This window comes from Arcobacter lacus, assembly GCF_003063295.1.
GTDB lineage: Bacteria > Campylobacterota > Campylobacteria > Campylobacterales > Arcobacteraceae > Aliarcobacter > Aliarcobacter lacus.
Genome location: NZ_MUXF01000008.1, coordinates 59,484 through 73,843, shown reverse-complemented (window position 1 = coordinate 73,843; position 14,360 = coordinate 59,484). Strand labels below are relative to the sequence as shown.

Below are 14,360 nucleotides of genomic sequence, written 5' to 3'. Positions count from 1 at the left end.
TTTTATTTTAAAAAAGGATTTATATTTATTTTAAATATAACATCCTTTGCCTCTTTAAAAGACTCTTTTGTAATTACCTCATTTATAGAAATAAAATTTTGCCAATAAGTTGAAATAAACCAATTTAATTTTGCAGATAATAAAATCTCATCTTCACTCATTTGTTTAAAAATATCTTTTGAAATAAAATACTCTATCAACATTTTTATTTGGCTAATTCTAAGGTTTTGTCTTTGAATAAAAATCTCTTTAAACTTAGGCAAAGTTGAGAGTAAAACAGATGAATCTCTCATAAGAAATCTATAATCCCAAAAAATATCTAAATATAAATCATACATTTTTGATAACTCTTCTAAAGGATTTTGGCTATTTAATATCTTTTCAAAGCTATTTAAACTCTCAAATTTTTCAATCATCTCTTCATAAATATCAATAATAATATCTTCTTTATTTTTATAATGATAATACAAGTTTCCCGTAGAAATTTTTGCACAAAGTGCAATATGATTTGTAGTAATTGAAAATGTATCTTTTTCATTAAACAAATCTAAGGCATATTTTTTTATCTTTTTTTTACTTACTGACTCTTTTTTCATACTTGATTATACTTATTTTTAACTTTTCAAATAATTATTAGAGTATTTACTCTAATTTTAAGCTATAAATAATTTATATAAATATAAAATTTTCTATCACAAAGGAGTTAATATGAAACTAGCACCTCCTGGTTCAGGTTTACCAAATCTTGAAAAACTTTTTATAAAAAACGTTTTAGTTCCATCAATAAGAATCCTAATAACTTGGGATATAGCTCTATTTTTATTACAAAGAGAATTAAGAATTATTGATAAGTTATTAAAACCTATTGATAAGAACTTACTAACAGAAAAAACACTTATAGATAGAACTTTTGCCATAGAAGATGATACAAGACAATTTTCAATAAATATGGTTTTAGAACATTTAGAAATTGCAGGAAATAAAGTCAAAAATGTTATTGAAACTTTAAGTTTGGAAAAAGAGTTTGAAGAAGAGATAAAAATAGAAAATGTAAAACCAAAACACAATGTTGAAAATCAATATGAAAGTTTTAAGAAGTTCTATGAAGAGTATATTTCATTTATAAAAGCTTTAGATAAAAAACAATCAAAAATGAAGAAAAAACACCCTTGGTTTATAGAATTTAATAATTACGATTGGAGTGTTTTTATGTTTATGCATACATTTATACATAGAAGACAAATCGAAGCAATAATAAAGGAACTAAAATGAGTAAAAATTCAATAGGAACAATATTTAGAATAGTCTTAATATTTTTTTCATTAGTTAGTTTTTGGCTTGTAACTCTTGCTATATTTTATTTCTTAGTTTCAACAATATTTAATATAGATATTAATTTAAAAACTTACTTTATTTTACTTTTTTGTTTTATAATTTTTAGGATGTTTTATCCTAAAAATGTTTTTGTTTAAATTAGTGCTTCAATCCAAGAAATAACTTGATTTAAAGTTTCGGGCTCTTTTTTTGAAATAAATACATAAGGTTTATTTTTTCTATTTTCCCTTACATCTTTCTCCATATCAACTAAATCTATATCAACATACGGAGCTAAATCTATTTTATTTACGATTAAAAGGTCAGAAAACAATAATCCTGCACCTTTTTTTCTTGGAATATCAGCACCTTGAGCAACATCAATTACATAAACATAATAATCAATTAATTCATAAGAAAAAGTAGCACTTAAATTATCTCCACCACTTTCTACAAATACAATATCTGGATTAAACTTCTCTTCAAGCTCAACTACTGCTTTTTGATTCATCGAAATATCATCTCTTATTGCAGTATGAGGACAACCACCTGTTTCAACTCCAAGAATTCTTTGGCTATCTAAATCAAGAGTTTTTTTTAGATAATTTGCATCTTCCGTTGTATAAATATCATTTGTTACAATTCCAAGACTATACTTATCTTTTAATAGATTTGTTAAAGTCTCTATTAGTGAAGTCTTTCCACTTCCAACTGGTCCTGCTATTCCTATTTTTAATGCCATTTTTTTCCTTTAAGTTGTAAACATCTTTGGTTCTAAATTTTTATGTGCAAATATAATCTCTTCAAAAAGTGGATTAAAATTTGTGATTTTGTTTTCTATATTTTTATAATCAAACTTTTCTAAAATCTCATCAATTTCAAAAAGCATTTTTTGTATTTCACTTGGTTTTATTCTTGATATTTTTAGTGTTGTAACAGCAATATTTATAAGATTTTTCTTTGTCCACATAACAATAAAATCATCCATTGAAATATCCATATCAAAAGCCATAGCACTTAATACAATTATCTCATTTCCAACGCAAGATTTATTCTCAATCAAAGAAAAATACTCTTTTACAATATCTTTTGTTACTAGATTTTTTATCTGCACAAAATAGTTTTGTCCAATATCACGTGAAGCTTTTGCAAACTCAAAAGTTAAATAAGTTCCAAGGGAATTATCAAGTTTTTTTAAAATGCCTAACTTCTCTTTTTCTAAAGCTTCATAAACTTTTTTAACATAAACAAACTCTATTTTAGAGTATTGGTCGATAATTAGATTTTCTAAATAGACTTTTAAACTATTTATATCTTTTATTTTCTCTTTTAAAATATGAGGCTCTAGTCCAAAAGAGTGAACAAATACACCTGAGGGAAAACTTCCATCAAGTATTTGCATAAATCTGCTAAGGCTTTTTAGATTTGTTTTTTGCATTTTAGTGGCTATGGTGTGCTTTTCCATTTGGTTTGAAATAACCTTTTGTTTTTTCACACTTTATTTTTTCATTTGAATAACAATCTTTGATAATATCACTTAAAGAGATATCATCTAAAACTATGATTTTAAACTCTTCAATCATAACTGGTTGATGTCTGTTTCCTATTTCATAAGCAGTTTTTGCAAAAGTTAAAGCATCACTAAACTCTAAAACAAAAATCTCATCAACACTTCGACTAACTTTTATTCCCATTCCATCTTCACAAACTAAAATATCATTTTCATGAAGATGGGTAAACTTAGCTTTTACTACTAAATTTACTCCTTTTTTAGTAACTGCTGTTAAATTTGGTTTTTGCATATCAAACCAAGATAACTCAACCTCATCACTAAAAGGCATATCTTTTTTAATTTCAACTACTTTTTTTATTACAGTAAATGTCACTTTTTTTTCCTAAAACATAAAATATCGTCTTGCCATTGGCACTTTTTCAACATAATTTGATTCTATTAGCTCTCCATTGATTTTTACATCATATGTTTCACTATCTATTTCAATATCACCTATAAAATCATTTAGTTTCATATCAGCTTTACCAATATTTCTAACATTTTTTACTGGTAATACCTCTTTTGAAATTCCTAGTTTATCTTTTAAATTTGAACTAGCTACTTTTGAAGTAAAAATTGCACTTGTTTTACTACTTGCACGTCCAAGACTTCCAAACATAGGTCTATACATATTTGGTTCAGGTGTAGGAATTGAAGCATTACTATCACCCATCATAGCAAGAGCAATAAATCCACCTTTTATGATAATTTCAGGTTTTACTCCAAAAAATGCCCTATTCCATAAAACTAAATCTGCCATTTTCCCAACTTCAACACTTCCAACATATTCATCAATTCCAGAAGCAATCGCAGGATTTATTGTATATTTTGCAATATATCTTTTGATTCTATTATTATCACATTTTTCATCATCACCTTCAAGTGTTCCTCTTTGTTGTTTCATTGAGTCTGCAACTTGCCAAGTTCGTATGATTACTTCTCCAACTCTTCCCATAGCTTGTGAATCGCTACTTGTGATTGAAATAGCTCCTAAATCATGTAACACATCTTCAGCAGCAATTGTTTTTCCTCTAATTCTTGATTCTGCAAAACTAACATCTTCAGGAATTTTTGGGCTTAAATGGTGACAAACCATAAGCATATCAAGATGCTCTTCTATTGTATTTTTTGTATATGGTAAAGTTGGATTTGTACTTGATGGAAGTACATTTGCTAAGCCTGCCACTTTCATAATATCAGGTGCATGCCCACCACCTGCTCCCTCACTATGGAAAGTATGTATTGTTCTATTTTTAAATGCCCCAACTGTTGCTTCAACAAATCCTGATTCATTAAGAGTATCTGTATGAATCGCAACTTGTACATCAAAATCATCTGCAACACTTAAACAAGTATCAATAGCGTTTGGTGTACTTCCCCAATCTTCATGAAGTTTTAATCCCATTGCTCCAGCTTCTATTTGCACTTTTAAAGCTTCATATGATGAACTATTTCCTTTTCCCATAAATCCAAAATTTAAAGGTAAATCATCAACACTTTGTATCATTTTACTGATATTCCACTCTCCTGGAGTACAAGTTGTGGCATTTGTTCCAGTATTTGGTCCAGTTCCTCCACCTATCATAGTAGTTACACCACTACTTAAGGCCTCGTTTATTTGACCTGGACTTATAAAGTGAATATGTGTATCTATTCCACCAGCAGTTATGATTTTTCCCTCAGCTGAAAGAATTTCAGTATTTGCTCCAATTTCTAAACCATCTGTAATATCATCACAAAGATTTGGATTTCCTGATTTTCCAATAGCTAAGATTTTTCCATCTTTGATTCCAATATCAGCTTTATAAATTCCCGTATAATCAATAATAATCGCATTTGTAATAATCAAATCAGCAACATCTACAGCCGTTGGACTTTGAGCCATACCATCACGTACAGTTTTTCCACCACCAAACTTACTCTCTTCACCATAAATAGTATAATCTTTTTCTATTTTAGCAATAAGTGTTGTATCAGCCAGTCTAAATCTATCACCAACAGTTGGTCCATACATAGAAGCATATTTTTCTTTTGATATTTTCATACTATTCTCCTAAAAACTTTGAAAGATTTTCCATAGCTTTTGCTTTTGTAGTCTCATCGTCTAAAAAGCCCTCAACCAAACCATTAAATCCACTCATATATCTACGTCCTGCAAAATCTATCAAGTTTACACTCTTTTTACTTCCAGGTTCAAATCTTACAGATGTTCCAGCTGGAATATCGATTCTTTTTCCATAAGCTTTGGCTCTTTCAAAACTAAGCTCTTTATTTACCTCAAAAAAATGATAGTGAGAACCCACTTGAACTGGTCTATCACCTTTATTTTCTATCTCTATTGTAATAATATCTTTTGAAGAGTTTAGTTCTATCTCTCCTTTATCTACAAGATATTCTCCAGGGATTAATTTGTTTTTATCATAAGGAATTGGATTATGAACTGTAACTAACTTTGTTCCATCTTCAAATGTCGCCTCAACTTGAACCATATACATCATTGATGCAACACCCTCTAAAACATCATCCTCTTTTAAAACTTTTGTAGCATCAACCATAAGTTGTGCAACACTTTTCCCATCTCTTGCACCTTCAATAATATATGAACTAATAATTGCCACAGCTTCTGGATAGTTTAGTTTTAAACCTCTGTTTTTTCGCTCTAAGGCTAATTTTGAAGCTGTATAAATCAATAACTTTTCTTGTTCACGATTTGTTAAAAACATCTTTTCTCCTTTTAAATGATTCCCATTAAAAAGGGAACCTACTCATAAATAACTACTTTTTCTAAAAAAGTAAACAAAAACCTAAAGGGCTTTTAGAAAAAAGCCTACTGTTTACCTAAATTAAATTTACTTTTATTTAACTCTTTTCTATAAAGTTTCCAAATATTAAAAATTTGATTTTTTAACTCAAACATATTATTTGAACTGATTACTCCAAGAATGATTTTTTTATTTTTAGTGTATGTAAAACTCTCAAACTTTTCCAAATAAATCCTATTTAAAAACTCTTCATTGTTTTTTGTTTTTATATAAATCTTTGCAAAAATAAAATTGCTACTGCTTTTTCTACTGATATAATCTTTTAGTTCATAACCTTTTACATCAAATTTTTCCATATACTCAATACTTTTTTCACAAAAAAATGAGTTTTTTATAAGCATATTTGAAAAATCAAAATTCTCAAAACTTCTTCCACGACTTAAAATATCTGTATAAAAAAAAGTTGAATTTTCATCGCTTTTTAGATTAAAAAACTGAATATAACGTGAATCTTTGTACAAAATCAACTCATCATTTATAAACTCTAAATTTGAGTTGTTTTCTAAAATAATATCTATTTTTTGAATTCCAAACTCTTTTTTGCTAGGATATATTTTTGTGGCTGATTCAGTTGTAAGGATTAAGTTTGAATTATCAAGGCTTAAAGATATTCTTATTTTATCTTTGGGAAAAATCCCTTCACCTATATTTAATAACTTTATATAGTTTTCATTATCGTTAAAATAATAATTTCTTGAAGGAAGTTGTAATTTTTCTAAAGAAAAAACCTCATCTTTAAAACTAAACTTTATACTCATTTTTATCCTAAAAATCGTTCTTAAATCTATAAATATTCTATCAAAAAAAAATAGATTACTTTTTTTTCACCTGTATAAATATTATATAGATTTTGTTTGTTGGATTTTGAAAAAACAACACTAAAGCAACACTTTTATTTTTTACATAAAAATAAATTTATTATTATTTTATAACTTATTTAGAGTTATTAATATAGAATATTTTAAGATATATTTAAAATAATGGGAAAAAATAAGTGAGTAAAGTAAACATTCTGAATAAATACAATGAAAATAAGAAGTTATATAATAATCTAAAAAACAAGCTAGTTGTTTTAATAAAAGAGTTACTTCTTGATGAAGTAAATTATCATTACATATATAGTCGTGTAAAAGAAAAAAATAGTCTTGAAAAGAAGATAGATACTAAGGCAGGAAAATACTCAATTATTGATGATATTACTGATGTTGTTGGTTGTCGTATAATTTCATATTTTGAAGATGATGTAGAAAAAATAGTAACTATTATAAAAAAAGAATTTGATATTGATGAAGAAAACTCAATAAATAAGAAATCTATGTTAGAATCCGATAAATTTGGATATTTATCCTATCATTTAATATGCAAAATTTCTGAAAGAAGATTATTATTACCAGAATATAAAAAATACAAAGATATAAAATTTGAAATACAAATACGAAGTATCTTACAACATGCTTGGGCAGAAATAGAACATGACATAGGATATAAAAGTTCATTAGGGATTCCAAAAGAATTAAGAAGAAAATTTTCAAGAATTGCCGGATTACTTGAAACTGCTGATGAAAATTTCTGTGAAATAAAAAAAGCAATTGAATCTTATGAAAATAAAATTGGAAATGATAAAAATGAATTACTTAAAACGGACTTAAACTTAAATAGTTTACAGCTCTTTGTAGAAAATCCAATAGTGATTGAATTAGATAACTATATTGTAAATGCTGATGGTCGAGCATTTTTAAATACAAAAATTGATTTAAATTCTTTATCTAGGTATTTAGATAGATTATCTTATTTTAATATAAAAACCATTGAAGAATTAAATAATTTATTAATTACGAAAAAATCTATCATAGAAAAATTCACTACTAAGTTTTTCCACTATTTAGAAGAAATAGAAGAAATAGAAGAAATAGAAGATGAAAATTCATTTCCAAAAGGAATCACATATTTTTATTTATCATATATATTACTATTAGAATTAGATAATAAAAAACTGCAAGAAAGCTATATTCATAATTTTCATAGCAATGATTTAGATTTTTTAGAATCTATTCAAGAAATATATGATTCAATCAAATAATTAGAATTTTTAATAATTTATTGATGATAATTTAAACTTTATTAAATTTATCATCAATAAAAGCAAAAATTTATATTCTTTAAACCGACATATACTTCTTAATAATCTCATCACTAAGTTGCCCTATTTCACCACTTGCAACCACACTTCCCCTATCAAGTACATAAAAATCATCTCCATGACGTCTTGCAAATGGAAGTTTTTGTTCAACCAACATAACAGTTATTTGCTCTTCTTTTGTAAGATAATCAATAACTTGTCCTATTTGCGCCACAATATTTGGTTGGATTCCTTCACTTGGTTCGTCTAGTATTAAAAACTCTGGATCTATACATAAAGCTCTTGCGATTGCAAGTTGTTGTTGTTGCCCTCCACTCAAATCTCCACCTTTTCTTTTTTGCATATCTTTTAAAACTGGAAACAGATCATAGATTTTACTAGGAACTTTTTTGATTTTATGTCTATTTGACATAACTCCTATTTGAAGATTTTCCAAAACTGTTAGTTGAGAAAATATCTCTCTTCCTTGTGGAACATAACCTATTGCAATACTTGCTCGTTTGTGGTCTGGAAGTTTTGAGATATCTTGGTCATTATAGATTAATCCTCCATCACGTATAGGAAGTAAACCCATGATAACTTTACTCAAAGTTGTTTTCCCAACTCCGTTTCTTCCCATAACACAAGTACAACAACCCTTTTTAAACTCTAAATTTAAATCCCAAAGAGTGTGACTTTGTCCATAATATTGATTTACTTTTTCTATTTTTAACATCACTATTTTCCTTTTAAATTGTCCCAATCTAAAAGGGACCTTACCATTTTTTACACTTTTTAACACAATTTATGAAAAATTGTTAAAAGTAAACAAACCCTAAAGAGGCAAATTAATTTGCCTTAAAATCATTCACCAAGGTACACTCGTCTTACTTGTTCATTATTTTGTATAGCATCCATACTACCTTCTGCAAGTACAGAACCCTCATGCAAAACTGTTACTTTTTTTGCAATACTTCTTATAAACTCCATATCATGCTCAACTACAACTACAGCATTTTCTTTTGATAGAGTTGTCAAAATCTCTGCTGTTTTTTCCACTTCTTGTGGTGTCATACCAGCAACTGGTTCATCTACAAGTAAAAGTTTTGGTTCTTGCATGATTAACATTCCGATTTCTAACCACTGTTTTTGTCCGTGAGATAAGATTCCAGCTTGGCTGTTATATAACTCTTTTAGACCTATTAGTTTCATAGTCTCTTCGATTTTATCTTTTTGTGTTGAACTAAGTCTTGAAAAAAGTGTTTTGAAAAATCTTTTATCATCTTTCATTGCAAGTTCAAGATTTTCAAAAACTGTATGATTGGCAAAAACAGTTGGTTTTTGAAACTTTCTTCCTATTCCTATTTGTGCAATACTTGGTTCATCCATTGAGAGTAAATTTACAGCTTGCCCAAAAATAACTTCTCCACTATCAGGTTTTGTTTTTCCAGTTACTACATCCATCATAGTTGATTTTCCAGCTCCATTTGCTCCAATAATACATCTTAGCTCTCCATAATTTATAGAAAAACTAAGATTATTCAAAGCTTTAAATCCATCAAAACTAACACTAACTCCATCAACGAGTAAAATCCTACTTCCTATTCTTAAATCGCCAATATTATCTTCATTTTTTAATTCTAATGGTTTCATTTTAAGCCTTTACTTTTGATTTCAATGTTGAAAATATTCCAACTACACCTTTTGGAAGATATAAAGTAACAATTACAAATAAAGCTCCCAAAGCATATAACCAAACTTCTGGAAGGGCAGATGTAAAATAAGAACTAGCTAAACTTACAACTATTGCTCCAATTATTGCACCATAAAGTGTTCCACGACCTCCAATTGCTACCCAAATAACAAGCTCAATAGAAAATAGAGGTGAGAAAACTCCAGGATTTATGATTCCAACTTGTGGTACATAAAGTGCTCCTGCAATTCCTGCTAAAACTGCTGATACAACAAAGATAAAAAGTTTATATTGTTCAACTCGATAGCCTAAAAATCTAACTCTACTTTCAGCATCTCGTATAGATATTACAACTCTTCCAAGCCTAGAATTAATTATAAATCTACAAATCAAATATCCCAAAGCCAAAGCTATAAATGTGATGATTAATAACCCTACTCTAGTGGTATCAGCTGATAAATCAAATCCTAAAATATCTTTAAAATCTGTCAAACCATTGTTTCCACCAAATCCCATATCATTTCTAAAAAAAGCTAACATAAGTGCATAAGTTAAAGCTTGAGTGATAATAGAAAGATAAACTCCTGTAACCCTACTTTTAAAAGCAAACCATCCAAAAATAAAAGCTAAAAAAGCAGGAACAAACATCACCATCAAAAAAGCAAATAATGGATTATCAAATCCTAACCAAAACCAAGGTAACTCTTTTAGATTCATAAATACCATAAAGTCTGGTAAATCTGGATTTCCATAAATGCCTCTATCTCCAATTTGACGCATAAGATACATAGCCCAAGCGTAACCTCCAAGAGCAAAAAATGCTCCATGTCCTAAACTTAAAACTCCTAAATATCCCCACACTAAATCAAGAGCAAGAGCTAAAAGTGCAAAAGCCAAATACTTTCCAAGAAGTGTTACTGTAAAAGTAGATATGTGAAAAACAGAATCACTTGGAATTACTAAATTACAAAATGAAACTACAAATACTACAACAGCAAGGATAGATAATACTATTCTTCCACCTTTGTCATTTTCTAAAACTTTTAAAATCAATGGTTGTTTTCTCATCTTCTACTCCTCAACATCTCTTCCCTTTTGTGGGAAAAGTCCTCTTGGTTTTTTCTGAATAAATAGTATTATGAATACCAATATAATAACTTTTGCTAAAACTGCACCTGCAAATGGTTCGATAAATTTATTTATTTCTCCAAGTGAAAATGCTGCTATTAAAGTCCCCCATAAATTACCAACTCCACCAAAAACAACAACCATGAAACTATCTACGATATATGCTTGTCCAAGATTTGGTCCTACATTTGTTAACTGACTTAAAGCAACTCCTGCAACTCCTGCAATTCCAGAACCTATTCCAAAAGTTATTGCATCTATATAACTAGATTTTATTCCCATTGCTCGTGCAATTGGTCTGTTTTGAGAAACTGCTCGAACTTTTAAACCTAAACTTGTTTTTTTCATCACAAACAAAACGGCTAAAAATACAACCAATGCAAAAATCACGATATAAAGTCTATTATATGTAAGTGATAAGGCACTATTTATCTCTAAAGCTCCACTCATCCAAGATGGAGTTTTCACCTCTTGATTAAGAGGTGAGAAAATAGTTCTAACTACTTGTTGTAAAATCAAACTAATCCCAAAAGTAGCTAGTAATGTTTCAAGTGGTCTTCCATAAAGATGACGAATTACAAGTCTTTCAATCAAAATACCAACTAAAGCACTTACAATAAAAGCAGCAGGAATTGCTATGATAATCGAATACTCAATTAAATTTGGCATCAACTGTTGGATTGTATATGTTGTATATGCTCCAATCATGATTAATTCACCATGAGCCATATTTATTACTTTCATAACTCCAAAAGTGATAGCTAAACCAATTGCGGCTAAAAGTAAAACACTTCCTTGAGAAAGTCCAAAAAATGCCGTTTCTAAAAATGAATATAAAGTTCTAATATTTTCAACATCTGCAAGTGAACTATTTGCAACTTTTTTCAACTCTTCACTAGATTCATCTGATTGAGAAATCTCTTTTAAAGTAGCAAGTGAATTTGAAGAGATAAAACTTCCTAAATTTTTTACTGCATTTAGTTGAGTTTCACCTGTATAATATTTTGCTTCTATGATATATTTAGCTTCAAATAAAATCTCTTTTACATCACTATCTTTCTCTTTTGATAAAGCTTTATTTATTATTTCTTCTTCGTCTTTTGAAACATTTTGTAAAATATTTTTTGCTGAACTTAATCTTTTGTCAATATTTAAAGAAAAAAGGTCAATCTGTGCAAGAAGACTTTTTATAACACTTCTTAATTTATTGTTTGTTTTTACTTTTTCTAAACTTGATTCTTTTAAAGATTCTAAATCTTTTCCACTAATCAAAGATTTTGTAAATAAAAAGTTTGCCTCTTTTTTTACTAAAACCAAAACATCTTTATCATCATTTTTGATGTATAAATCTCCATCAAGCATTTTTGTTAAAAGTAACACCAATCTATCATCTTCACTATAATTTGTAGCTAGATTACTTACAATACTCTCTTTTTCATTGAAACTTTTTGTATCTAAAGCTTTTATATCTTCTTCAAATGTTGAAGAAAATAAAGATGATAGGAGTAATAAATTAAGAAAAATTATTTTAAAAATTGAAATTTTCATTTTGTTAATCCTATGTAGATTTTATAAAGAAGAGTTAACTCTTCTTTATATTTTTATTAAAAATTTTGTCCTGAACATTTTTTAGTTTTTGTGTTATAGTTACCACAATTAATTGGAGCTGTCCAATCAGAAATTACATCTTTTGATGATGGTAAGAAATCAGACCAAGCATCACCTGGAATCTCTTTTTCTGTTGAGAATACAGTTTCAAATTGTCCATCTTCTTGAATTTCACCTATGAAAACTGGTTTTGTTAAGTGGTGATTTTTAAGCATTTTAGCTGTTCCACCTGTTAAATTTGGAACTTCTAATCCAATAATTGCTTTTGAAACAGCATTAACATCTGTAGTTCCAGCTTTTTCAACTGCTTTTACCCAAAGATTAAATCCGATATATGTTGCTTCCATTGGGTCATTTGTAACTCTTTTATCATCTTTGATGAATTTTTTCCAATCTGCAATAAATTTTTTATTTTCTGGTGTATCAACACTTTCAAAATAGTTCCACGCAGCTAAATGTCCAACAAGTGGTTTTGTATCAATTCCAGAAAGTTCTTCTTCACCAACACTAAACGCAACAACTGGAATATCTTCAGCTTTTATACCTTGATTTCCTAACTCTTTATAAAACGGAACATTTGCATCTCCATTGATTGTAGATACAACTGCAGTTTTAACACCAGTTGAACCAAACTTTTTGATATCACTTACAATTGATTGCCAATCAGAGTGACCAAATGGCGTATAATTAATCATAATATCTTCTTTTTTAACACCTTTTGACATCAAATAAGCTTCTAAGATTTTATTTGTAGTTCTTGGATAAACGTAATCAGTTCCTGCAAGAACAAATCTTTTTACACCCATTTCTTTCATAAGATACTCAACTGCTGGAATAGCTTGTTGGTTTGGTGCAGCACCTGTATAAAATACATTTTTAGAAGACTCTTCACCTTCATATTGAACTGGATAGAATAATAATCCATTTAACTCTTCAACAACTGGAAGAACTGATTTTCTTGAAACTGATGTCCAACAACCAAAAGTTACATCAACTTTGTCTTTTGTTAAAAGTCCTCTCATCTTTTCAGCAAAAAGTGGCCAATTTGACGCAGGGTCAACAACAACTGGTTCAAGTTTTTTTCCTAAAACACCACCTTTTTTATTTTGCTCATCAATTAACATCAAAACAGTATCTTTTAGTGTTGTTTCACTAATAGCCATAGTTCCTGAAAGTGAGTGTAAAACTCCAACTTTGATAGTATCAGCAGCGTGAGCTATCATACCACCTAATAATGCAGAAGTTACGATTGCTTTTGCAAATAATCTTTTCATCTAATCTCCTTTTTTTTATTTACAAAAGAAGTATAAAAAATAAGTGTTGTTTTAGTGTTGTTTTTGGTGATTGAGTTGAGATGTTGGTGTATAGATTTTAGACAAAGGATGTTTTTTGATTTTATTAGAAAAAATCGTAAAATATTTTATGATATAATCTTTCTTATGAAAAAAGAAGAAATACTAAATAAATTAAAAGAACTAAAACCAATATATCAACAAGAAGGCTTGGAAATAGTAGGTCTTTTTGGAAGTTATGCAAAAGATAATGAAACTGAATATAGTGACATTGATATAGCTTATAAATTAAACTATGAAGAGTTCTCAAAAAAATATGTTGGTGGATTTTCTAAACTTCTAAGAATCGATTCAATCAAAGATGAATTAAAATCAATATTCAAAAAAGAGATTGATTTTGTACCTGATTCAAATAAAAAAATTTTAAAAGATATAATTTATGTGTAAAGTAATAAATAGACTAGATAAGATTTTAGAATGTATTGAAAATATTGATTTTATTATTAATAGCAGTAATCTAAAAATAACTCAAGCAATAGAAGATAAAATCATAAAACCAGCTATTAGAATGAATATTATAAGAATTGCTGAACAGTTTTCAAAATTAAAAGATGATAATGAATTCAAAATACTAGAAAACTTCACAAGTGAAGATTTAAAAGGTATTAGTTCAGTTAGAAATTATATAGCTCATGACTATGATAGTACAGATGATAATATTATAGAAGATGTGATTAGATATAACTTGCCTATTTTTAAGAACATTATTGAGAGTATTAAAAAAAATATTCATGACTGAAGAATTAACTGATTTTCTAAATTCTAAAATGAA

The 14,360-nt window shown here is 28.1% G+C and carries 16 protein-coding genes; 4 read left to right on the top strand and 12 right to left on the bottom strand.

The genetic code is table 11. The features are described 5' to 3' along the window. Positions 1-2: 2 nt before the first annotated feature. Entirely contained in the window at positions 3-596 is a 594-nt protein-coding gene (locus B0175_RS05405; protein ID WP_108527635.1) for a TetR/AcrR family transcriptional regulator, read from the bottom strand. 112 nt (positions 597-708) lie between these two features. Here B0175_RS05405 and B0175_RS05400 point away from each other — a divergent pair, with 112 nt between their 5' ends. Then, complete coding sequence (locus B0175_RS05400) at positions 709-1,272, top strand: hypothetical protein (RefSeq protein ID WP_108527634.1); 564 nt, start codon at positions 709-711, stop codon at positions 1,270-1,272. 196 nt (positions 1,273-1,468) lie between these two features. Here the strand turns inward: B0175_RS05400 and ureG are convergent, their stop codons facing one another. The 6 genes from ureG to B0175_RS05365 form a co-directional block, all read right to left on the bottom strand. Beyond that, positions 1,469-2,056, bottom strand: a complete 588-nt coding sequence (gene ureG, locus B0175_RS05390; RefSeq protein WP_108527632.1) for an urease accessory protein UreG — start codon at positions 2,054-2,056, stop codon at positions 1,469-1,471. 9 nt (positions 2,057-2,065) lie between these two features. Beyond that, the gene (locus tag B0175_RS05385) at positions 2,066-2,752 is read right to left on the bottom strand and encodes an urease accessory protein UreF (protein ID WP_228156071.1); all 687 of its coding nucleotides are present in this window, start codon (positions 2,750-2,752) and stop codon (positions 2,066-2,068) included. A gap of 1 nt (position 2,753) precedes the next feature. Continuing rightward, the gene (locus B0175_RS05380; RefSeq protein ID WP_108527631.1) at positions 2,754-3,200 is read right to left on the bottom strand and encodes an urease accessory protein UreE; all 447 of its coding nucleotides are present in this window, start codon (positions 3,198-3,200) and stop codon (positions 2,754-2,756) included. A 9-nt stretch (positions 3,201-3,209) separates the two neighbouring features. Then, positions 3,210-4,910 (bottom strand): urease subunit alpha, encoded by a 1,701-nt coding sequence (ureC, locus tag B0175_RS05375; RefSeq protein WP_108527630.1) that lies wholly within the window; start codon positions 4,908-4,910, stop codon positions 3,210-3,212. Between the two features lies 1 nt (position 4,911). Further along, on the bottom strand, positions 4,912-5,589 hold the full coding sequence (locus B0175_RS05370) for an urease subunit gamma (RefSeq protein ID WP_108527629.1): 678 nt from the start codon (positions 5,587-5,589) through the stop codon (positions 4,912-4,914). A gap of 104 nt (positions 5,590-5,693) precedes the next feature. Beyond that, on the bottom strand, positions 5,694-6,446 hold the full coding sequence (locus B0175_RS05365; protein ID WP_108527628.1) for an urease accessory protein UreD: 753 nt from the start codon (positions 6,444-6,446) through the stop codon (positions 5,694-5,696). A gap of 236 nt (positions 6,447-6,682) precedes the next feature. On the opposite strand from B0175_RS05365, the gene B0175_RS05360 reads away from it, so the two are divergent. Beyond that, the gene (locus B0175_RS05360; RefSeq protein ID WP_108527627.1) at positions 6,683-7,768 is read left to right on the top strand and encodes a GTP pyrophosphokinase; all 1,086 of its coding nucleotides are present in this window, start codon (positions 6,683-6,685) and stop codon (positions 7,766-7,768) included. Between the two features lie 79 nt (positions 7,769-7,847). Here the strand turns inward: B0175_RS05360 and urtE are convergent, their stop codons facing one another. The 5 genes from urtE to urtA all read right to left on the bottom strand — a co-directional run bounded on the left by urtE (position 7,848) and on the right by urtA (position 13,510). Continuing rightward, a complete protein-coding gene (gene urtE, locus B0175_RS05355; RefSeq protein ID WP_108527626.1) occupies positions 7,848-8,543 on the bottom strand; it encodes an urea ABC transporter ATP-binding subunit UrtE in 696 nt (231 codons plus the stop codon). Positions 8,544-8,671: 128 nt separating this feature from the next. Continuing rightward, a complete protein-coding gene (gene urtD, locus B0175_RS05350) occupies positions 8,672-9,460 on the bottom strand; it encodes an urea ABC transporter ATP-binding protein UrtD (RefSeq protein ID WP_012012544.1) in 789 nt (262 codons plus the stop codon). A gap of 1 nt (position 9,461) precedes the next feature. Then, complete coding sequence (urtC, locus tag B0175_RS05345) at positions 9,462-10,568, bottom strand: urea ABC transporter permease subunit UrtC (protein ID WP_108527625.1); 1,107 nt, start codon at positions 10,566-10,568, stop codon at positions 9,462-9,464. Positions 10,569-10,571: 3 nt separating this feature from the next. Next, entirely contained in the window at positions 10,572-12,176 is a 1,605-nt protein-coding gene (urtB, locus tag B0175_RS05340; protein ID WP_108527624.1) for an urea ABC transporter permease subunit UrtB, read from the bottom strand. A 56-nt stretch (positions 12,177-12,232) separates the two neighbouring features. Beyond that, complete coding sequence (gene urtA / locus B0175_RS05335; protein WP_108527623.1) at positions 12,233-13,510, bottom strand: urea ABC transporter substrate-binding protein; 1,278 nt, start codon at positions 13,508-13,510, stop codon at positions 12,233-12,235. Positions 13,511-13,675: 165 nt separating this feature from the next. On the opposite strand from urtA, the gene B0175_RS05330 reads away from it, so the two are divergent. Continuing rightward, positions 13,676-13,975 (top strand): nucleotidyltransferase family protein, encoded by a 300-nt coding sequence (locus B0175_RS05330; protein ID WP_144033638.1) that lies wholly within the window; start codon positions 13,676-13,678, stop codon positions 13,973-13,975. After that, positions 13,968-14,327 carry a HepT-like ribonuclease domain-containing protein gene (locus B0175_RS05325; protein ID WP_108527621.1) on the top strand — a complete coding sequence of 120 codons (360 nt, stop codon included), beginning with the start codon at positions 13,968-13,970 and terminating at the stop codon, positions 14,325-14,327. Before B0175_RS05330 ends, B0175_RS05325 begins: the two co-directional genes overlap by 8 nt. Positions 14,328-14,360 lie beyond the last annotated feature (33 nt).